At 71.9% G+C, this 20,948-nt stretch carries 16 protein-coding genes and 2 pseudogenes; 10 read left to right on the forward strand and 8 right to left on the reverse strand.

Features of this window, described 5'->3' with window-relative positions:
- The 4 genes and pseudogenes from P1P70_RS10565 to P1P70_RS10580 form a co-directional block, all read left to right on the forward strand.
- On the forward strand, window positions 1–286 hold a 286-nt coding region (locus tag P1P70_RS10565), incomplete at its 5' end, for an EamA family transporter (protein WP_319236491.1).
- 96 nt (window positions 287–382) lie between these two features.
- On the forward strand, window positions 383–826 hold the full coding sequence (locus P1P70_RS10570; RefSeq protein WP_319236492.1) for a Fur family transcriptional regulator: 444 nt from the start codon (window positions 383–385) through the stop codon (window positions 824–826).
- Window positions 827–850: 24 nt separating this feature from the next.
- Complete coding sequence (gene katG, locus P1P70_RS10575; protein WP_319236493.1) at window positions 851–3,064, forward strand: catalase/peroxidase HPI; 2,214 nt, start codon at window positions 851–853, stop codon at window positions 3,062–3,064.
- 208 nt (window positions 3,065–3,272) lie between these two features.
- Window positions 3,273–5,650, forward strand: a pseudogene (locus P1P70_RS10580) (molybdopterin oxidoreductase family protein).
- Here P1P70_RS10580 and P1P70_RS10585 read toward each other — a convergent pair.
- Together P1P70_RS10585 and P1P70_RS10590 are read right to left on the reverse strand one after the other, a co-directional pair.
- Complete coding sequence (locus P1P70_RS10585) at window positions 5,583–6,380, reverse strand: SDR family oxidoreductase (RefSeq protein WP_319236494.1); 798 nt, start codon at window positions 6,378–6,380, stop codon at window positions 5,583–5,585. The pseudogene P1P70_RS10580 and the gene P1P70_RS10585 overlap by 68 nt on opposite strands.
- 69 nt (window positions 6,381–6,449) lie before the next feature.
- Window positions 6,450–7,217: an IclR family transcriptional regulator gene (locus P1P70_RS10590; RefSeq protein WP_319236495.1), complete on the reverse strand. Its 768-nt coding sequence runs from the start codon at window positions 7,215–7,217 to the stop codon at window positions 6,450–6,452.
- A gap of 135 nt (window positions 7,218–7,352) precedes the next feature.
- Here P1P70_RS10590 and P1P70_RS10595 point away from each other — a divergent pair, with 135 nt between their 5' ends.
- Together P1P70_RS10595 and P1P70_RS10600 are read left to right on the forward strand one after the other, a co-directional pair.
- Entirely contained in the window at window positions 7,353–8,126 is a 774-nt protein-coding gene (locus tag P1P70_RS10595) for an SDR family oxidoreductase (protein ID WP_319236496.1), read from the forward strand.
- Between the two features lie 26 nt (window positions 8,127–8,152).
- On the forward strand, window positions 8,153–9,193 hold the full coding sequence (locus P1P70_RS10600) for an L-idonate 5-dehydrogenase (protein ID WP_319236497.1): 1,041 nt from the start codon (window positions 8,153–8,155) through the stop codon (window positions 9,191–9,193).
- A gap of 18 nt (window positions 9,194–9,211) precedes the next feature.
- On the opposite strand, the pseudogene P1P70_RS10605 reads toward P1P70_RS10600, so the two are convergent.
- Together P1P70_RS10605 and P1P70_RS10610 are read right to left on the reverse strand one after the other, a co-directional pair.
- Window positions 9,212–9,631, reverse strand: a pseudogene (locus tag P1P70_RS10605) (RICIN domain-containing protein); the annotation flags it as partial.
- 50 nt (window positions 9,632–9,681) lie between these two features.
- The gene (locus P1P70_RS10610) at window positions 9,682–10,701 is read right to left on the reverse strand and encodes a Gfo/Idh/MocA family oxidoreductase (RefSeq protein ID WP_319236498.1); all 1,020 of its coding nucleotides are present in this window, start codon (window positions 10,699–10,701) and stop codon (window positions 9,682–9,684) included.
- A gap of 337 nt (window positions 10,702–11,038) precedes the next feature.
- Between P1P70_RS10610 and P1P70_RS10615 the strand changes: the two genes are divergently transcribed.
- Window positions 11,039–11,707 carry a DUF6215 domain-containing protein gene (locus P1P70_RS10615; protein WP_319236499.1) on the forward strand — a complete coding sequence of 223 codons (669 nt, stop codon included), beginning with the start codon at window positions 11,039–11,041 and terminating at the stop codon, window positions 11,705–11,707.
- 365 nt (window positions 11,708–12,072) lie between these two features.
- On the opposite strand, the gene P1P70_RS10625 is transcribed toward P1P70_RS10615, so the two are convergent.
- The 3 genes from P1P70_RS10625 to P1P70_RS10635 form a co-directional block, all read right to left on the reverse strand.
- Window positions 12,073–13,629: a cation:dicarboxylate symporter family transporter gene (locus tag P1P70_RS10625; protein WP_319236500.1), complete on the reverse strand. Its 1,557-nt coding sequence runs from the start codon at window positions 13,627–13,629 to the stop codon at window positions 12,073–12,075.
- Window positions 13,630–13,787: 158 nt separating this feature from the next.
- On the reverse strand, window positions 13,788–14,948 hold the full coding sequence (locus P1P70_RS10630; protein ID WP_319236501.1) for an FAD-dependent monooxygenase: 1,161 nt from the start codon (window positions 14,946–14,948) through the stop codon (window positions 13,788–13,790).
- Window positions 14,949–15,040: 92 nt separating this feature from the next.
- Window positions 15,041–15,907, reverse strand: a complete 867-nt coding sequence (locus P1P70_RS10635) for an AraC family transcriptional regulator (protein WP_319236514.1) — start codon at window positions 15,905–15,907, stop codon at window positions 15,041–15,043.
- 250 nt (window positions 15,908–16,157) lie between these two features.
- On the opposite strand from P1P70_RS10635, the gene P1P70_RS10640 reads away from it, so the two are divergent.
- Window positions 16,158–17,162: a substrate-binding domain-containing protein gene (locus P1P70_RS10640; protein WP_319236502.1), complete on the forward strand. Its 1,005-nt coding sequence runs from the start codon at window positions 16,158–16,160 to the stop codon at window positions 17,160–17,162.
- A 101-nt stretch (window positions 17,163–17,263) separates the two neighbouring features.
- Here the strand turns inward: P1P70_RS10640 and P1P70_RS10645 are convergent, their stop codons facing one another.
- Window positions 17,264–18,265 carry a LacI family DNA-binding transcriptional regulator gene (locus P1P70_RS10645; RefSeq protein WP_319236515.1) on the reverse strand — a complete coding sequence of 334 codons (1,002 nt, stop codon included), beginning with the start codon at window positions 18,263–18,265 and terminating at the stop codon, window positions 17,264–17,266.
- Between the two features lie 274 nt (window positions 18,266–18,539).
- Between P1P70_RS10645 and P1P70_RS10650 the strand changes: the two genes are divergently transcribed.
- The gene (locus P1P70_RS10650) at window positions 18,540–19,490 is read left to right on the forward strand and encodes a TIM barrel protein (RefSeq protein WP_319236503.1); all 951 of its coding nucleotides are present in this window, start codon (window positions 18,540–18,542) and stop codon (window positions 19,488–19,490) included.
- 8 nt (window positions 19,491–19,498) lie between these two features.
- Window positions 19,499–20,935 carry a sugar porter family MFS transporter gene (locus P1P70_RS10655; protein WP_319236504.1) on the forward strand — a complete coding sequence of 479 codons (1,437 nt, stop codon included), beginning with the start codon at window positions 19,499–19,501 and terminating at the stop codon, window positions 20,933–20,935.
- Window positions 20,936–20,948: the final 13 nt, after the last annotated feature.

Here is a 20,948-nt window from a genome sequence, read left to right on the forward strand (position 1 = left end):
GCTCCTGCTCGCACCGGGGTTGTGGCGGCGGGCCGGGCGGTTCCGGCAGCCGGCGGCGGTGTGGGTATCGGCTGCCGCGATCGGGGCGGGGGCCGCGCTCGCGTTGATCCTCTGCCTCTGGGCGGCCCAGCGGCAGATGGTCTCCGTGGTGGTCGTCCTGGCGTCCCTGTATCCGGCCGTCCCCACGGTCCTCGGACTGACGCTGCTCCACGAACGGGTGAACTTCCGGCAGACGGCCGGGCTCGTCGGAGCCGTGATCGCGATCCTGCTGCTCACCTTGGGCTGATCCGATGGGCCGATGGCGCCACCCAGCCGCACGGCACAAAACTTGCACAGTTCGTTTTCTTGAACTGTTCGTGTTTATGAGAGTAGGTTGGTCGCCATGACCGCATCCCAGCCCCCGAACACCGCCGAGGAGCTGCGCGGTGCCGGCCTGCGGGTGACGGCCGCGCGCGTGGCGCTGCTGGAGACCGTCCGGGACGGCGACCACCTCGGCGTCGAAGCGATCGCCGCGGGCGTGCGCGATCGTGTGGGCCACATCTCGCTCCAGGCCGTGTACGAGGCCCTGAACGCGCTCGCCGGCGCGGGGCTCGTACGCCGCCTCGAACCACCCGGCAGCCCGGCCCTGTACGAGGGCCGTGTCGGGGACAACCACCACCACCTCGTGTGCCGCTCGTGCGGTGCCGTGGTCGACGTCGACTGCGCGGTCGGGCACGCCCCGTGCCTGACCGCCTCCGACGACCGCGGCTTCGCGATCGACGAGGCCGAGGTCATCTACTGGGGCCTGTGCCCCTCCTGTTCCGAAGCCAGCAGTTCAGCACCGTGATCCACCAGTTCCGGAAGGACTCCCATGACTGAGAACCACGACGCGATCGTCACGGACGCGAAGCCCGAGGAGACGGGAGGCTGCCCGGTCGCTCACGGGCGCGCCGCGCACCCGACCCAGGGCGGCGGGAACCGTCAGTGGTGGCCGGAGCGGCTCAACCTGAAGATCCTCGCCAAGGACCCGGTCGTCGCCAACCCGCTCGGTGAGACGTTCGACTACGCCGAGGCGTTCGGCAACCTCGACCTCGCGGCCGTGAAACAGGACATCGCCGAGGTGCTGACCACCTCGCAGGACTGGTGGCCCGCCGACTTCGGCAACTACGGCCCGCTGATGGTCCGTATGGCCTGGCACAGCGCCGGCACCTACCGCATCCACGACGGCCGCGGCGGTGGCGGCCGCGGCCAGCAGCGCTTCGCGCCGCTGAACAGCTGGCCGGACAACGGCAACCTGGACAAGGCCCGCCGTCTGCTGTGGCCGGTGAAGAAGAAGTACGGCCAGTCCATCTCCTGGGCCGACCTCATGATCCTCACCGGCAACGTCGCCCTGGAGCAGATGGGCTTCGAGACCTTCGGCTTCGCCGGCGGCCGCGCCGACGTCTGGGAGGCCGACGAGGACGTCTACTGGGGTCCCGAGACCACCTGGCTGGACGACCAGCGCTACACCGGCGACCGCGAGCTGGAGAACCCGCTCGGCGCCGTCCAGATGGGCCTGATCTACGTCAACCCGGAGGGCCCGAACGGCAACCCGGACCCGCTCGCCGCGGCCCGCGACATCCGTGAGACCTTCCGCCGCATGGCGATGAACGACGAGGAGACCGTCGCCCTCATCGCCGGTGGCCACACCTTCGGCAAGACCCACGGCGCCGGCCCCGCGGACAACGTGGGCGACGACCCCGAGGCCGCCACCATGGAGCAGCAGGGCCTCGGCTGGAAGTCCACCTACGGCACCGGCAAGGGTGGCGACGCCATCACCTCCGGCCTGGAGGTCACCTGGACCACCAAGCCGACCCAGTGGAGCAACGACTTCTTCGACATCCTCTTCGGCTACGAGTGGGAGCTCACCCAGAGCCCCGCCGGCGCCAACCAGTGGGTGGCCAAGGACGCGCAGGCGATCATCCCCGACGCCCACAGCGACGCCAAGAAGCTGCCCACGATGCTCACCACCGACCTCTCGCTGCGCTTCGACCCGATCTACGGCGAGATCTCCAAGCGCTTCCACGAGAACCCCGACCAGTTCGCGGACGCCTTCGCCCGCGCCTGGTTCAAGCTGACCCACCGTGACATGGGCCCGAAGTCGCTGTACCTCGGCCCGGAGGTCCCGGCGGAGACCCTGATCTGGCAGGACCCGCTGCCGCAGGCCGAGGGCGAGGTCATCGACGCGGCCGACATCGCGGCGCTCAAGAGCAAGCTGCTCGCCTCGGGTCTCACCGTTTCGCAGCTGGTGTCCACCGCGTGGGCGTCGGCCTCCACCTTCCGCTCCAGCGACAAGCGCGGCGGCGCCAACGGAGCCCGGATCCGCCTGGAGCCCCAGCGCGGCTGGGAGGTCAACAACCCGGACGACCTGCGTCACGTCCTGAGCGTCCTGGAGGGCGTCCAGGCTGAGTTCAACTCCGGCGCCAAGAAGGTCTCCCTGGCCGACCTGATCGTCCTCGGCGGTGCCGCCGCGGTCGAGAAGGCCGCCAAGGACGCCGGGTACGCGGTCGAGGTGCCCTTCACCCCGGGCCGCGTGGACGCGACCGAGGAGCACACGGACGCCGAGTCCTTCGCCGCGCTGGAGCCGGCGGCCGACGGCTTCCGCAACTACCAGGGCAAGGGCAACCGCCTGCCCGCCGAGTACCTGCTGATCGACCGGGCGAACCTGCTCTCGCTGAGCGCCCCCGAGCTGACGGCCCTCGTCGGTGGTCTGCGCGTCCTGGGCGCCAACCACGCCCAGTCCTCGCACGGCGTCTTCACCGACACCCCGGGCGTCCTCACCAACGACTTCTTCGTCAACCTGCTCGACCTGGGCACGACGTGGAAGTCCACCTCCGCCGACCAGACCCTCTTCGAGGGCCGTGACGCGGACACCGGCGAGGTCAAGTGGACCGGCACCCGTGCCGACCTCGTCTTCGGCTCCAACTCCGAGCTGCGCGCCCTCGCCGAGGTCTACGCGAGCGACGACGCCAAGGAGAAGTTCGTGAAGGACTTCGTCGCGGCCTGGGCCAAGGTCTCCGACCTGGACCGGTTCGACCTGGTCTGACCGGCCTGGTCTGACCGGCCTGGTCTGACCGGCCTGGTTGATCAACACGGTCCGACGACCCGATCACGCGGCCGGGCCGGCTCCTCACGGGGCCGGCCCGGTCGCTTTTCGCGTGCGCCGCATCCGTTAGCCGGCGCCGCGCCCGGGTACCCGCCCCGCCCGCGGAGCGCATGGTTCCGCGTCGGCACGGCGGTCGCTGGGAGGCCCCATGGTGACGTCGGACGACCGGATCGAACGACCCTGGGGCGACCGGACACCGTACGGCTCCGGCGAGTCCTGGCCGACGCGGGTGGACATGTGCCTCGCGGACGGCGTACGGCCCGAGCGGTGCGGCGATGGGTGCAGACCGCGTCGCTGCTGCACTCCGACGGCGACGCCATGGACATCGCGGTCGTCGACGGCCGTATCGCCGGGGTGCGGGGCAGGGCCGTGGACCGGGTCAACCGTGGCCGTCTGGAGCCCAAGGACCTCTTCGGCTGGCAGGCGAACGCCTCTCCGGACCGGCTGACCAGGCCTCTGGTCCGGCAGGGCGGCCCGGGCGGGGAACTCGTCGAGACCGACTGGGCGACGGCGATGGACCGGGTGGTGAGCCGTTCACGGGAACTCCTCGACGCGCACGGCCCCGACTCCCTCGGCTTCTACACCAGCGGCCAGCTGTTCCTGGAGGAGTACTACACGCTGGCGGTGCTCGTCCGGGCCGGCGTGGGCACCAACCACCTCGACGGGAACACCCGGCTGTGCACGTCCACGGCGGCCGAGGCGCTCAAGGAGTCCTTCGGCTGCGACGGACAGCCGGGCACCTACGACGACATCGACCACGCCGACACGATCGCGCTGTTCGGCCACAACATCGCCGAGACCCAGCCCGTGCAGTGGATGCGGATCCTGGACCGGCTGGCGGGCTCCGACCCGCCCCGGCTGGTGTGCGTCGACCCCCGACTCACCGAGCCGGCCCGCCGGGCGACCGTCCATCTGGCGCCACGCCTCGGCACCAATGTGGCGCTGCTGAACGCCCTACTGCACGAGATCATCCGGCGCGGGCACGTCGACCACGACTTCGTCGAGGCCCGCACGGTCGGCTACGAGGAGCTGGCCCGTCAGGTCGGCGCCTGTACGCCCGAGTGGGCGGCCGGCGTCTGCGACGTCCCGGCCGCGCGGATCACCGAGGCCGCCGAGGTGCTCGGCACCGCGGACCGGCTGCTGTCGACCGTGCTGCAGGGCGTGTACCAGTCACACCAGGCCACGGCCGCCGCCGTGCAGATCAACAACCTGCACCTGGTCCGGGGGATGCTGGGCCGGCCCGGTGCCGGGGTGCTGCAGATGAACGGGCAGCCCACCGCCCAGAACACCCGGGAGTGCGGGGCCGACGGCGATCTGCCGGGCTTCCGCAACTGGCAGAACGAGTCCCATGTCGTCGACCTCGCCAGGGTCTGGAACGTCGAGCCGGACACCATCCCGCACGACGGCCCGCCCACCCACGCCATGGAGATGTTCCGGCTGGCCGAGGAGGGCTCCATCCGGATGCTCTGGATCAGTGGCACCAACCCGGCCGTCTCCCTGCCCGAGCTGGACCGGATCCGCGCGATCCTGTCGCGCGAAGGGCTCTTCGTCGTCGTACAGGACCTGTTCCTCACCGAGACGGCCCGGCTGGCCGACGTGGTGCTGCCCGCCGCGACCTGGGGCGAGAAGACCGGTACGTTCACCAACGCCGACCGTACGGTGCACCTGTCGGAGCAGGCCGTGGAGCCGCCCGGTAAGGCACGGTCGGACCTGGACATCCTCCTCGACTACGCGGCCCGGATGGACTTCCGGGACAAGGACGGCGGACCGCTGGTCACCTGGCACGACCCCGAGTCGGCGTTCGAGGCGTGGCAGCGGTGCGGCGCAGGCCGCCCCTGCGACTACACCGGACTGTCGTACGAGCGGCTGCGCGGCCACAGCGGTGTCCAGTGGCCCTACGACGACCGGGACCCGGACGCCACCCGGCGGCTCTACGCCGACGGCTTCGACTGGGCGCACCCCGACCTGTGCGAGGACTACGGCAAGGACCTGGTGACGGGGGAGCCCGCGGACGCGGCCGCGTACCGCTCGCTCAACCCCGACGGCAAGGCCATGATCAAGGCCGCCGCGTACGTCGCACCGCAGGAGGAGCCGGACGCGGAGTACCCGTTCCAGCTCACCACCGGGCGGACGCTCTACCACTTCCACACCCGGACCAAGACGGGCCGGACACCCCAGCTCAATGCGAAGGAGCCGGAGGTGTGGGTGGAGGTCTCGGCCGGCGACGCGGAACGACTCGGGCTCGGCGAGGGCGAGTTGGTCGAGGTGCGCACGCGCCGGGGTGCCTTGCGGGGGCGGCTCCGGCGGACGGGCGTGCGTCCCGGGGTGCTGTTCGTGCCGTTCCACTACGGCTACTGGGACACGCCTTCCGGGATCGGCCCGGACGAGAAGTCACCGCCCCGGGCGGCGAACGAGACCACCCTCACCGCCTGGGACCCCGCCTCGAAACAGCCGCTGTTCAAGACGGCCGCGGCGGCTCTGACCCCGGTCGGACCTCCGTCCGCGCCGACCGCGTGGGGGCGATGACGAGTTCCTCGACGACCGTGCGCGCGGGGAGCGTGGCGCACAGCAGGACGGCGCGGGCCACGTCCTCCGGTCGCACCATGGCGGCCCGTCGCTCCGCACTCGGCGGTTCCGGTCGGCTGTCCAGGACCGGGGTGTCGACCTCGCCCGGGAGGACGCAGGTGGCCCGGACGAGGTCGTCGCGGTAGGTGTTGCGCAGATAGGCCATGAAGTTGCGCACGCCCGCCTTCGCCGCGCCGTACGGGGCTCCGCCGAGGGGCGTGGGCCGTACGGCGGCGAGCGAGGAGATCGTGATGATCGAGCCTCCCCCGCGCTCCAGCATGTCCGGGAGGACGGCCCTGGTGAGCAGATAGACGGCGGTGAGGTTGACGTCGACCACGGCGTGCCACTCGTCCTCGCCGAGCCGCCGGACGTCGCCGACCCGGCCGGCCGCCCCCGCGTTGTTGACGAGGACGTCGACGGGGCCTGCCGTGTCCCGGGTCCAGCGGATCAGCTCGCCCACTTCGTCGGCGTCCTCGACGTGGGCCGGGCGGGCGACCGCCCGGCCCCCGGCGTCCGCGACGACGGCGGCCACCTCGGCGAGGACGTGGGGCCGTCGTCCGACGAGGACCACGGTGGCGCCCTCCTCGGCGAGCATCAGGGCCGTCGCCCGACCGATGCCGGTGCCGGCCCCGGTGACCAGTGCGGTCTTCCCGTCGAGCGGTCCGGTGCGCCCCCGGTCCGGGTCTCCCATGTCCGTCAGCCCCCTCAGCCGTGAACTCGCCCCCGACGCCGGGCAGTTCACCGCAGACAGGGGCCCGGGTCAACGGGCCGGCAGCCGGACGCCCAGCTCGGCCGCCGCCGACCGCAGCAGCGGCACCATGGCGACCAGGTCGTCCATGCTGCGGCGGAAGGCGGGCGCGGCGGTGGAGAGGGCGGCGAAGACGGTGCCGTCGGGGCGCAGGATCGGCACCGCCACAGCGCGCAGACCTGCGTGGTGCTCCTCGTCGGCGGTGGCGTGGCCGAGCTCGGCGGCGCGGGCGACGTGGGCGCGCAGGACGTCGCGGTCGGTGACGCTGTTCGGCCCGTGCGGGGTGAGTTCGACGCGGTCGAGGAGGTCGTCGCGTACGTCGGCGGGGGCGAAGGCCATCAGGACCTTGCCCATCGAGGTGCAGTGCAGCGGGCCGTGGCGGCCGGGGTCGCTGCGGACGCCGACCGGGAGGGGGCCGTCCACGTAGTGCACGTACAGGTGCCGGGTGCCGTCGAGGACGGACATCAGGGTGGCTTCCTCGGTCTGCCGTGTCACGCGCTGCATCACGGGCAGGGCGGTGCCGGCGAAGCCGTACACCTGACCGGCCTGCTGACCGAGCTGGAAGAGCCGCAGACCCGGTTTGTAGCGCTTGCCGTCGGCCTCGAACTCCACCAGGCCCTCGCGGCAGAGGGAGTTGACCAGCCGGTGGGCCGTGCTGACGGGGACGCCGCTGGCGCGGGCCAGTCCGGACAGGGTGATGCCGTGCGGGTGCTCGCCCACCAGGACGAGCAACCGGATCGCTCGTCCGACCACGTCCGCCGGTACCTCGCTGCCGCTCACAGCGGCAAATTACCACTGAGTGGAAAAGCCTTCCATGGTTTCCATGGTTGACAGCGGCCGTCCCCCAGGACCACGATGTTTTTCCGTTGAGCAGATAACTTTTCCATTCAGTGGGAAAACAGGGAGACCACCCGCATGACGAGCCACCCCCTCTTCGACGTCACCGGAAAGGTCGCCCTGGTCACCGGGTCGAGCCGCGGCATCGGCCGCGCGCTGGCCGTGGGCCTCCTGGAGGCCGGGTGCACGGTCGTCCTCAACGGCCGGGACGCCGCCGCCCTGGAGACCACCCGCGAGGAGCTGGCCGGCAGGTTCGGCGACGCGGTCCGCGCGGAGGCCTTCGACGTCACCGACCCCGCCTCGGTCGCCGCCGCCGTCGCCCGGATCGAGGACCTGGCCGGCCCCCTCGACATCCTGGTCAACAACACCGGCGCCCAACGCCGCGCCCCCTTCCTGGACTTCACCGACGAGGACTGGCACGCCCTGCTCGACACCAACCTCACCAGCGCCTTTCTCGTGGGCCGCGAGGTGGCCCGCCGGATGGTCCCGCGGGGCCACGGCAAGATCGTCAACATCTGCTCGCTGCAGAGCGAGGCGGTACGCCCCGGCATCGCGCCCTACGCGGCGACCAAGGGCGGCCTGAAGATGCTGACCAAGGGCATGTGCGCCGACCTCGGGCCGCACGGCATCCAGGTCAACGGCATCGGCCCCGGCTACTTCGACACCGAGCTGACCTCCGCGCTGGTCGCCGACGAGGAGTTCAGCTCCTGGGTGCGCGGGCGGACGCCCGCCGGCCGCTGGGGCAAGGTCGAGGACCTGGTCGGTGCCCTGCTGTTCCTCTCCTCCCCCGCCTCCGACTTCGTCAACGGCCAACTGCTGTACGTCGACGGCGGCATGCTGTCCGTGCTGTGACCCGGCCGATCCCCCAAGGAGCCCCCATGCACGCGTGTGTTGTCCACGGAGCCGGTGACCTCCGGGTCGAGGAGCGTCCCTACGACGGTCCGGCGCCGGGCGAGATCGCGGTCGCCGTCGCGCTGGGCGGGATCTGCGGATCCGATCTGCACTACTACCACCGGGGCCGGGTGGGCGACTTCGCGGTGAGCGAGCCGATGGTGCTCGGGCACGAGGTGGTCGGCCATGTCGCCGCGCTCGGTCCCGGGGTCGGGGGGCCGGACACCCCGGCGGTCGGCGCGCCGGTCGCGATCCATCCGGCCACGCCCTGCGGGGTCTGCCCCGAGTGCGCGCGGGGCGCCCGTAATGTCTGCGCCCACACCCGCTATCTGGGCAGCGCGGCCCACACCCCGCATGTGCAGGGCGGTTTCGCGCAGCGTCTCGCCGTGCCGGCCGGCCAGGTCCGGGAGCTGCCGCCCGGGCTCGACCTGCGCCGTGCCGTGCTCGCCGAGCCGCTGGCGGTTGCGCTGCACGCCGTGCGCCGGGCGGGCGAGGTGCGGGGCAGGCGGGTCCTGGTGACGGGGGCCGGTCCGATCGGCTGTCTGGTCGTGGCGGCGCTGCGGCACGCGGGCGCCGCCGAGGTCGTCGTCAGCGATCTGCACGAGGAGCCACTGCGGATCGCGACCGAGGTGGGCGCGACCGCCACCGCGCGGGCGGACCGGTCCGGCGACCCGAACTGGGCCGGCGTCTTCGACGTCGCCGTGGAGGCGTCGGGGGCGCCCGCCGGGCTGCGCGGCTGCGTGGAACGGGTGCGGCGGGGCGGCACCGTGGTCATGCTCGGGCTGCTGCCGCCCGGGGAGATCGGGCTGCTCGGCAATGTGGCGGTCACCCGTGAGCTGGAGCTGCGGGGTTCCTTCCGCTTCGACACCGAGTTCGACGAGGCCCTGTCCCTGCTGGCCCAGGGCCTCCCCGTCGATCCGGTCGTCACGCACACCTTCCCGTTGGAGCGGTCCGTCGTCGCCTTCGAGACCGCGCGGGACCGCACGGTCGCCTCCAAGGTGCTGCTGGATCTGACCGGCCGGGCGTGAGAGCCGGCGTCGGACCTCGGTGAAGGTCCACAGCAGGTTGGTGCTGGTGCCCCAGGCCCACTGTTCGGCGACCGAGCCGGAGGGGACGTTCCCGCCGCCGTCGAGGACGAGTGCCGTGGTGCGGTTGGCGAGGCAGTGGCGGCGGACGCCCCGGTGGATGATCAGCCACTGCTGGTCGGTGCCGCCGTGCCAGGCCGCCTGCTGCACGGGAGCGCCGTCGCCGGTGATGCCACGGTCGTCGGCGACCATGCCGTTGGCCCGGTTCTCCAGCCTGTAGTGGCCGTCGCCGACGGACACGGCGTGCCACTGCAGGCCGGTGGAGCCGTCCCAGGTCCCCTGCTTCAGGTCGGCGCCGGCGGGCACGTCTCCCCCGCTGTCCAGGGCGAGGCCGTTGGTGACGTTGGTGATCCGGAACCAGGCCGGCGGGGCGAGCATCACCTCCGGCGGTGAAGGTGGGTGTCGACGATGCCCCCGGTGGGTGCCGAAGGTCAGCGGTAGAGGGCGGGGCGTTCGACGAGTTCCACCTCCGTGCGGACGCCGCCGGTCTGGGCGCGGACGCCCGCCTCGGAGATCGCGGCGACGGCGTACCCGTCCCAGGTGCTGGGCCCGGTGACCTCGCCGCGCCGGGTGGCGTCCACCCAGGCCTGGACCTGCCGGTCGTAGGCGTCCTCGAACCGCTCGAGGTAGCTCGGCGTGACCGTGCCGCCCCAGCGGCCCGCCGCGTTGACGAGCATGTCGTGTCCGTCGCCGATGCGGGCCGTGCCGTCCTCGCAGACGGCCTCGGCCTGCACCTGGTAGCCGTAGCGGGCGCTGAGGAAGATCTCGACGTCGACCACCGCGCCGCCGTCGGTCTCGAAGACGACGAACTGCGGGTCGCTCAGGCCCTCGGGGGCGTGCGCGGACGGCCGGGGCCGCAGCACGGTGACGGCGGTGATCTCCTGTCCGAGCAGCCAGCGGGTGACGTCCATCTCGTGGGCCACCGAGTCGTTGACGGCCATGGCGTCGGTGAAACCGGGCGGGGCCTCCGCGTTGCGGTGCCGGTGGTGCAGCAGCAGGGGCCGGCCCAGGTCGCCGCTGTCCAGCAGGGCCTTGAGTTTGACGTACTCACGGTCGTAGCGGCGCATGAAGCCCACCTGGACCCGGCGGCGGCCCAGCCGCTGCTCCGCCTCCAGCAGCCGGAGCGCGGACGCGGTGTCCGGGGTGAGGGGCTTCTCGCACAGGACGGGCAGGTCGTGGGCGAACGCGGCGAGCAGGGCCGCCTCGTGCGCGGGGCCCGGTGAGGCCACGAGGACGGCGTCGACGCCCGGTGCGGCCAGCGCCTCGGCGGGGTCGCCGTACGCCGCGCACCCCTCGATGCCGGCGGCGATCGCCCGGGCCCGGTCGGAGTCGAGGTCGACGACGGCGGTCACGTGGGCGCCGCTGATCACCTCGGAGATCCGGCGCACGTGATCGGCGCCCATCCGGCCGGTGCCGACGACGGCGACGCCGAGGGAGTCCTGCTCGGTCATGGGGTTCCTTCCCTTCGTGGGGCCGCGGCGGCGCCCGGGGCGGCGGGCGCACCGGGTCTCGGTCTCCCCGGCGAAGCACTGCTTCACGCCTGCGCGCAATTCCGTTTCCCCTCGTGACGATCACCGGTTAGGCTCCCCCGGCGCGCGTCAGGCGTGTGCACATCAAGGTGGGGGCACGGGGGACATGATCGACGATTTCGCCGATTCCAGAGCGGGTTCGACAACGGGTTCGGAAACGAGTTCGACAGTGGGTTCGACAACGGACGCGACGGGAGACTCGCCGGCCGATCCGGAATCGGGTCATGGAGCCGGACCGCGAGGCGGCTCGACGAAGGAGATGAGTACGGGCGCCCAGGTGGTCTCGGCGGTGGCGACCGTCGGTGTGCTGCTGGGCGGGTTGTGGTTGCTCGGCGACCTCCTCGACACGACCCCCGAGACCGTGGGGCCGGCCGTGTGCTCGTCGTCGTCGGACGACCCCTCTCCGGCGGCACGGGGCAAGGTCTCCGGAGCACAGCTGTGCACCGCCCTGAACCGCTCCGACCTACCGGAACTCCTCGGGACTCCCACCGAGCAGGCGGTCACCGCGTCGGGCAGCGAGAGCGAGTCGACCTGGTTCGACGGCACCAAGACCGTCACTCCCGAGGCGACCGTCGAACTCGACACGTACACCGTGGAACTCTCGGCGTCGTACGAGGACCTCCCGGTCGCCGACGCGGTCGGCTACCTGGGATCCGGCGTCGAGACCAGGAAGGTCCTCGGGCACTCGGCGGCCCTGTACTCGGGCCGGACCATCGCCATCTCGTTCCGCCTCGACGGCAGCGACCCGCAGTCCGGCCCCGGCGGCGTCGCCCGGCAACTGCTGGTCGCGACCGACCCGAAGGACAGCGGCAGCACCTTCGAACTCGTCATCTACCGCCAGGACTCCCAGGTACCGGACGACGAGGCCCTGTTCCGTATCGCCGAGAAGGTCCTGCCGACCCTCCCGGGCTGGAAGCCCGCGACCTGACGAGCCGTCGGGGCCTCGGCGGTCCGGCGGCCTGCGATCCGCTTACCGACGACCCCGAGTCCGAAGACCTGCTGGCGTTCCCCGGCACCGAGGGGTGCCGGGGAAGACCGAACGACCGAGCTTCACGCAGGAGCCCTCGCTCATCTTGGGTGGGGCACACGGAGTTGAAGCCCGGCCGGGACGGCATCGTGTGGAATTTTCGGCCGCAGCACACCCTGCTGACCGCCGTGTGCGGGGCCGGGGCGGCCGTGTGCGGCGCGGTGATTCGGTCCCTGTCGCGCGACCCGCTCGCTGACCCCTACTGCATCGGTGGACGGACGAGGGCCTGCCTCATGCCGGCAGCAGGGGTGGGCCCGGCTCGCGGCTCAAGTCGTCCGCACCGGGCGGTCCTTGTCCTGGCCCGGCCCGTCCTGCGCCTCGACGGGTTCACGGGGACCGACGACAGCCTCGCGCGGAGTGGCGGCCACAGCCCCTGCCCCCGCCCCGGACTCACCCACAGCGTCGGTCCCGCCTTCGGCGCCAGCCCTGTCCCCGGCCTCGGCCACGACACCGGCGCCAACTCCGGCCTGCGTGAGACGCGTTGCTCCGCTCTCCGCCTCGTCCGCCTCCTCTACGAAGGGCACCTCTCCCCCCAGCACCTTCTTCGCCCGGGCCGTGTCCAGCGCGCCCTCCCAGCGGGAGACTCCGAAGGCCGCGACACAGTTGCCGAGCAGGTTGGTGGCGACGCGCATGGAGTCCATGATGCGGTCGACGCCGAGGAGGAGGGCGACGGCGCCGGCCGGGATGACCCCGAGCGCGGAGGCGGTCGCCGAGAGGGCGAGGAAGGCCGAACCGGGTACGCCCGCCATGCCCTTGCTGGTGAGCATGAGCATCAGGACGACGGTGACCTGCTGGCCGAGGGTGAGGTCGACGCCGACGGCCTGGGCGATGAAGAGCGTGGCGATGGAGAGGTAGATGGACGCGCCGTCGAGGTTGAAGGAGTACCCGGTGGGCACCACGAGTCCCACGGCGTCGTCGCGGCAGCCGGCGTGGCGCAGCTTCTGCATCATCCGGGGCATGACGGTCTCGCTGGAGGCGGTGCCGAGCGCGAGCAGCATCTCCTCGCGGGTGTAGCGGACGAACTGCCACAGGCTCAGTCCGGTGACCGCCTTGAGGACGATCGCGAGCAGCACCAGGAACAGGGCGGCGACCGTGTAGCAGACGGCGATCAGCTTGCCGTACGTCGACATCACGCCCAGCCCGTACTGGCCGACGAGGTGGGCGGTGGCGCCGAAGACGGCGAGCGGGGCGAGCTTCATGATGAAGCCGACGATCGCGAAGACGACCTCCTGCGCCTGCTCGACGGCGGGGAGGATCTTGGGCACCTTGGTGTGGCCGAGGTGGAGCAGGGCGGCGCCCACCAGGCAGGCCAGGACCAGGACCTGGAGCAGCGAGTTCTCGGCGAAGGCGCCCACCGCGCTCTCGGGCAGCGCGTGCAGCAGGAACTCGCTGGTCGAGGGCAGGGAGCCACCGCCCGTCTTCGAGTCGACCGCGGCGGCGTCGAGCGTGGCCGGGTCGACGTTCATCCCGGCGCCCGGTGCGAAGAGGTTGCCCGCGAACAGGCCGATGAGCAGGGCGAACGTGGTCGCCACCTCGAACCAGATCAGGGCCTTGAGGCCGATCCGGCCGAAGGCCCGCAGGTTCCCCGCCTTGGCGATACCGGTGACGACGACGCAGAACACCAGCGGCGCGATCACCGCCTTGATGAGCCGCACGAAGCCGTCGCCCAGCGGCTGGACGGCCGTGCCCACATCGGGCCAGAGCCGTCCCACGAGAAGCCCGAGGACGAGGGCGAGGCCGACCTGGAGGAACAGCGAGGTGCGCAGCAGGCGGGCTGCGCGCCGGGGCAGCGACGGTGACGGGACGGACAGCGACACGGGCATCCTCCGAGCTTCTTCCGCTATTCGGAAGGAGACTTCCGAAACACGCCCGTAACTATGGATCAAGGGGAGACTCCACAGAACCCCGTGAAGTCCCCTCGCTCAAAGATTGGATGTTCGTCCGAAAGAGACACTCCGTGCCGGACCACGACGCCCGCACGTCACAGGGCGTCGGCTCCCCACGCGCCCGCGTGGGGGCCGAACCGGTTCTCCGCCGTCCGCGCGGCCAGCCGCGCGTTGCGGGCGTCGGCCTCCGGTCCGTCCGGCAGGTGGTAGTCCTCGCCCGCCCGCGCCGAAGCGGCCTGCACCCGCGTGGCGGCGGCCAGCCGACGGCGTACGTACCGGTCGAGCGCGTCGGGTACGCCGGCGGGTGTCGCGTGCGCGAGACAGTCGCCGAGCACGGCCGCGTCGACCAGTGCCTGGGCCGCGCCCTGGGCCTGGAAGGGCACCATCGCGTGGGCGCTGTCGCCGAGCAGGGTGATGCGGCCGGTGTTCCAGCGGGCGAGCGGGGCGCGGGTGTGGATGCCGTAGCGGAGCACCGTCCCGGTCCGGCCGAGGAGGTCGCGCACCCGGGGGTCCCACCCGTCGAAGGCGCGGAGCTGTTCCCCGGGCTCGGCGTGGGCGGTCCAGGACTCGCGCGCGGCGTCGGTGCCGACGACGCCCACGACGTTGAGCAGTTCCCCACGGCGCACCCAGTAGTGCACGAAGTGCCGCCCCGGCCCGAGCCAGAGCGCGTACTCCGGCAGGTCCAGGTCCGCCACCCTCTCGGCGGGCAACAGGGCCCGGTAGGCGGCGGTCCCCGAGAACAGGGCCTCGTCGGCGCCGAAGAGCCATCGGCGGACCGAGGACCGTATACCGTCGGCGGCGACGACGAGGTCCGCCGCCAGCCGTTCCCCGCCGGCCGTCGTCGCCCAGGCCGATCCGGCGTCCTGTCCGACGCCCACCACCGTGGTGCCGAGCCGCACCGAGTCGGGCGGCACCGCGGCGGCCAGCGCCCGGTGCAGATCGGCCCGGTGGACCTGGAGGTACGGCGCCCCGAACGCCTCCTCGGCCTCGCGCCCCAGCGCGTAGTGGCAGATCTCGGCGCCGTCGGACCAGGTGCGAAAGCTCAGCCGGGACGGCCGGGTCGACCGTGCGTCGACCGCGTCGAGCAGGCCGAGCCGGCGCAGGACACGGGTGGCGTTGGGCGCGAGCTGGATGCCCGCGCCGATCTCGGTGAACCGGGGCGCCTGTTCGACGAGGGTCACCTCGCATCCGGCGCGCCCCAGGCCCAGGGTGGCCGCGAGTCCGCCGATACCCGCCCCCACGACGATCGCCCTCATGCCCCCACCTCAGGTCGACGTCGTTCCACGCTACCGGCGGACGAGGGGCGGGGGCAGGCGCGCGACGACGTGAAGTGGCCGCGCGCCGGCGCTCAGAGCGAGGCCCGCTCCACGGGAATCCACAGCTCCGCGTCGGCCTGCGCCGCGTCGGGCGAGAGCCTGGTCCGCAGGATCTCGGGACCCGGACGGCTCCGGTACGGGTTGGACGGGAACCACTGCGTGAACACGTCCCGCCACAGATGCTGCAGCGCCTGCGGAAAGGGCCCGGAGTTCTCGAACACGGCCCAGGTCCCGGCCGGGACGATCAGCTCGTCCATGTCCTCGGGGGCGGCGGCTCGCGTCACCGCCCCGTGGAAGTAGTCGAGTTCGGTGCCCTCGGCCCGACTGTCGTCGAGATTGTCACTGATCGAGACGATCCCCCTCGGTTCCTGGTCGGACAGGCTCTCGATCCGGTCGAGCGTCTCCTTTCCGAGGCCCCGGATGAAGTCGGCGATCGCCGGGTTCATCCCCTCGTGCACGAGGGGGACCCGGGCCTTCCTCCCGACCACCCTGAACTCCTCCTTCTCCATGACCCGATAGCGCATGCTGCTGCTCCCTTCGACGACGAGGCGGAAGGACATCCGGGGCTGCGAGCGCAGACTCGCGCCGGTCCGCCGGGCCTCCCCGGGGCCGACGCCGTGCAGGGCGCGGAACGCCCGTGCGAACGCCTCTCCGGAGCCGTAGCCGTAGCGCACCGCGATCTCCAGCAGCGTCCGCTCGTCGGCCAGCACCTCGGCACCGGCCACGGTCAGTCGCCGCCGTCGGATGTACTCCGACAGCGGCATGCCCGCGAGCGCGGAGAAGAGCCGCCGCAGGTGGTACTCCGACGTCACCGCGATCCGTGCCAGGTCCGCCACCTCGATCGTCTGATCGAGATGGCGCTCGATGTGCTCCATGGTCTGGTTGAGCCGCTCCAGCACCCCGGCCTCCTTCCTTTCGACCACCACGCTAGGAAGCGGCCACCCCGCCCCACCCGACATCCTGTGCCCGCTCCGGTCGGGTGACCACGTACCACCGCTCCTCATTTGTTGAGACGTCCTGACATACCCGTTGACATCCCTGGGTGGCGGCTCCATAGTCATGCCACTAGAGCGCACTAGTCGAGCGCGCTAGTGATCGGACCCCAGGTCCGCACACCCACCCTGACCAGCACAGCGAGGTGCGAGGGACATGCACAGACACCATCGAGTCGCCGCTCTGACCGCCACCGTCCTGGCCGGCGCTCTGCTCGCCGCCGGCTGCTCCAGCGGCTCCGGCGGCAAGAAGTCCACGGAGGGCGGGGACTCCGCGGCCGCGGGCAAGGCCGACACCCCCCGCATGACCGTGGCCATGGTCACCCACGCCGCCCCCGGCGACACCTTCTGGGACCTCATCCGCAAGGGCGCCCAGGCCGCGGCCGCCAAGGACAACATCGAGCTCGTCTACTCCGCCGACCCCAACGCCGGCAACCAGGCGAACCTGGTGCAGAACGCCATCGACCAGAAGGTCGACGGCATCGCGCTCACCGCCGCCAAGCCCGACGCCATGAAGGACGTCGTCGCCAAGGCCACCGCCGCGGGCATCCCGGTCGTCGGTTTCAACTCCGGCCTCGACGACTGGAAGGAGCTCGGGATGCTGGAGTACTTCGGCCAGGACGAGAACATCGCCGGCCAGGCCTTCGGCGCGCGCCTGGACGAGGCGGGCGCCAAGCACGCCCTGTGCGTCATCCAGGAGCAGGGCCAGGTCGCCCTGGAGGCGCGCTGCGCCGGCCTCAAGAAGGGTTTCGGGGGCACCACCGACATCCTCTACGTCAACGGCACCGACATGCCCTCCGTGAAGTCGACGATCACCGCCAAACTCAAGCAGGACTCCTCCATCGACCGGGTGGTCACCCTGGGCGCCCCGATCGCCCTGACCGCCGTGCAGTCGCTCTCCGACGCGGCGAGCAAGGCGAAGGTGGCGACCTTCGACCTCAACAAGGACCTGGTGCGGGCCGTCAAGGACGGCGACGTCGAGTTCGCCGTCGACCAGCAGCCGTACCTCCAGGGCTACCTCGCCGTCGACGGACTGTGGCTGTACCGGACGAACGGCAACTTCAGCGGCGGCGGCTCCGCGCCCGTCCTCACCGGGCCCGCGTTCATCACCCCGGAGAACGTGGACGCCGTCGCCGAGTTCGCGGCGAAGGGCACCCGCTGACCGCCGCGCACCGCGGCGGTACGACGGCGGAAGCGGTCGGCGGCGCACCCCCGGGGGCCGGCCCCCCGTCCCGGATCACCGGCGTGCCTCACCCGCGCGGATCACCCGTTCCGCGTCGGCACCCGCCCACTGGTCCCCCGGACGACGAGCTTCGGCTCCAACACCGCCTCGCGCGGCTCCAGTTCCGGACTCTCCAGCCGTTCCACCGCGAACCGCACGGCGTGCTCGGCCATCAGCACCGCGTCCTGCCGGACGGTGGTCAGCCCGATGGGCATGAGGTGGGAGAGGTGGCTGTCGTCGTAGCCGACGACCGACAGATCGCGCGGCACCTCGACCCCGGACCGGGTCAGGGACATCAACAGCCCCATCGCGCTGCGGTCGTTGCCGGCGAGGACCGCCGTCGGCAGGTCCTGCCCCCGGTCGCGTTCGGCCAGCAGCAGCCGGCCGGTCTCGATACCCGACTCCTCCGTGTGGTCGCCGGGCACCACCCGGGCCTCGGCCTCCAGACCGTGCCGGCGCATCGCGGCCCGGTACGCGCGCCGCCGCTCGGCCGAACCCGGTCCCCGGCCGCCGTCGAGGTGCGCGATCCGCCGGTGCCCCAGCTCGACGAGGTGGTCCATCGCCTGCCGTACGCCCTTGCCCTCGGCGGAGTGCACGAAGTCGACGTGGGCCCCGGGGACCCGGCGGCTGACGGAGACGGCGACCGTACGGCGGCCCAGCTCTTCCAGGAAGGCGGGCTCGGCGAAGGAGCCGAGCAGGATCAGGGCCTCGCAGCGGTGGCTGAGCAGCGCCTCGACGGCCTTCTCCTCGCTGCGCCCCCGGGTGGCGCCGGAGAGCAGGACCTCGTAGCCGAGGCGTTCGGCCTCGGGGTAGATGCCCTCGATGAGGTTGGTGTGGAAGGTCTGATGGACCGTGAACATCACGCCGAGCGTGCGGCTGCGTCCGCGTGCCAGCAGCCGGGCCGCGCTGTCGGGCCGGTAGCCGATCTCGTCGGCGACCCGCAGCACCCGCTCCCGGGTCTCCTCGCTCGCTCCCGGCTGGTTGCGGAACACGATCGAGACGAGCGCCCGGGAGACGCCCGCCTTCGCGGCGACGTCCGCCATCGTGGGCCGCTGCTTCCCCGATGCATCCACCTGTGAACCCACCCTCCGTCCGCCGCCCACCTTAGGGCCTGCCCGGGAGGGCCACCTGGGGCGGGCCCCGGTCCCGTTTCCGGTTCCATTCCGGTCCGGGTCTCGATCCCGGTTCCGCAATCCTCCGGCGACAGGCTATTGACATGACATCTGGACAGGGGTCATCGTACTCGAACTAGAGCGCGCTAGTAGAGCGCGACAACTCCCCCGTCGTCCCTGCCCCTCTCCCCGAAGGACACACGTCATGGCAACGGCGCCAACCCCCCTGCGCACCACCGCGGGCAACCTCTGCCTGGGCTCCGCCCCCGACTCCTGGGGCGTCTGGTTCCCCGAGGACGAGCACCAGGTGCCGTACACCCGCTTCCTCGACGAACTGGCCGAGGCCGGGTACGCATGGCTGGAGCTCGGGCCCTACGGCTACCTCCCCACCGACCCGCTGCGGCTCAGGGAGGAGCTCGACGCCCGTGGGCTCCAGGTCTCCGGCGGCACCGCCTTCGGCGCGCTGCACCGGCCGGAGGCGTGGGACGAGACGCTCGCCCATGTCCGCCAGGTCGCCGCCCTGACGGCCGCCGCGGGCGCCCGCCATCTGGTCCTCATCCCGCCGATGTACCGGGACGAGCGGACCGGCGCGTTCACCGAGTCGCCGGAGCTGACCGCCGGGCAGTGGGCCGGTTTCGGCCGCGCCGCCGACCGGCTGGGTGCCCTGCTCCTCGACGAGTACGACGTACGTCTCGTCGTCCATCCGCACGCCGACAGCCACCTCCAGACCCAGCCGGAGATCGAGCGGCTCCTGAACGAGTCCGACTCCCGGTACACCAACCTCTGCCTCGACACGGGGCACGTGGCGTACGGCGGCGGCGACAATCTCGATCTGATCCGCCGGTTCGGCGAGCGCGTCGGCTATGTGCACATCAAGCAGATGGATCCGGTGGTCCTGGCGCAGGTCGCCGCCGAGGACCTGTCGTTCGGTGAGGCCGTCAGGCGCGGGGTGTGCGTCTCACCGCCCGCCGGGGTGCCGGACCCGGCTGACGTGGTGGCCGAACTCGCCTCGCTGGACGCCGAGTTGTTCGTGATCGTCGAACAGGACCTCTACCCGTGCGCCCCCGAGGTACCGCTGCCCATCGCCGTACGCACCCGTGAGCACCTCGCGGGCTGCGGCCTCACGGGTACCCGGCGTCCGACCCCGGAACGGTAGGAGCGCCCATGGTTGTCAAGGACGGTACGGCCCAGGACGGCGGGACGGGCCCCGCCACGGTCGCGGACGACGCGTCCCCGGCCGTGTCCCGGCGGCTGCGGCTCATCACGCTCATCGCCACCTTCGGGGGGCTCCTCTTCGGCTACGACACCGGTGTGATCAACGGTGCCCTGCCGTACATGACCGACGACCTCGGTCTGACGCCCTTCACCGAGGGCATGGTCACCAGTTCGCTGCTGCTGGGCGCGGCCCTGGGCGCGATCACCGGCGGCCGGCTGTCGGACGCGCGCGGGCGGCGCCGGACGATCCTCGTGCTCGCCGTGGTGTTCTTCGTCGGCGCGCTGGGGTGCACGCTGGCACCGAACACGGCGGTCATGGTGGTCGCCCGCTTCGTGCTCGGGCTCGCGGTGGGCGGCGCGTCGGTGACCGTGCCCGTCTATCTCGCGGAGATCTCCCCCGCCGAACGGCGGGGCGCGCTGGTCACCCGTAACGAACTGATGATCGTCACCGGGCAGTTGCTGGCCTTCACCTCCAACGCGGTCATCGCACGGGTCGGCGGCGAGTCCGGCGGTGTCTGGCGCTGGATGCTGGTGCTCGCGACCCTGCCGGCGGTCGTCCTCTGGTTCGGCATGCTGGTGATGCCGGAGAGTCCGCGCTGGCTGGCCTCGCGGGCCCGGTTCGGTGAGGCGCTGGAGGTGCTCCGGCAGGTGCGGTCCCGGCAGCGGGCCGAGGCCGAGCTGAGCGAGGTGTCCGCGCTCGCGGTCGGGGAGGAGCGGGAGAGGCTCGGCGGCTGGCGGGACATGCGGGCCACGCCCTGGCTGCGCAGATTGATGTTCGTCGGGTTCGGCATCGCGATCGTGCAGCAGATCACCGGCGTCAACACGATCATGTACTACGGCACGCAGATCCTCACCGACGCCGGTTTCGCCTCCGACAGCGCGCTCACCGCGAACATCGCCAACGGTGTCATCTCGGTACTGGCCACCTTCGTCGGCATCTGGCTGCTCGGCCGCGTGAACCGCCGTCCGATGCTGATGACCGGTCAGATCGGCACCACTGCGGCCCTGTTGCTCATCGGGATCTTCTCCCTCACGTTGCCCGCCGGTGACGGCCGGGCGTACGCCGTGCTCGCGATGACCGTCACCTTCCTCGCCTTCCAGCAGGGGGCCATCTCGCCGGTGACGTGGCTGATGCTGTCGGAGATCTTCCCGATGCGGATGCGCGGCTTCGGCATGGGCGTCGCGGCGGTCGTGCTGTGGCTGACCAACTTCCTGATCGGCCTGGTCTTCCCGTCCCTGGTCTCCGGGATCGGCGTCTCCCGCACCTTCTTCCTCTTCGTGGTGGCGGGCGTCCTCTCGCTCACCTTCGTGAAGCTCTACGTCCCCGAGACCCGGGGCCGTTCGCTGGAATCCCTCGAAGCCGAACTCCGGGCGCGCTTCTCCTGACTCTCCCTCATGC

Origin of the sequence: Streptomyces sp. MB09-02B (assembly GCF_033794485.1) — a bacterium.
Classification (GTDB): Bacteria; Actinomycetota; Actinomycetes; order Streptomycetales; family Streptomycetaceae; genus Streptomyces.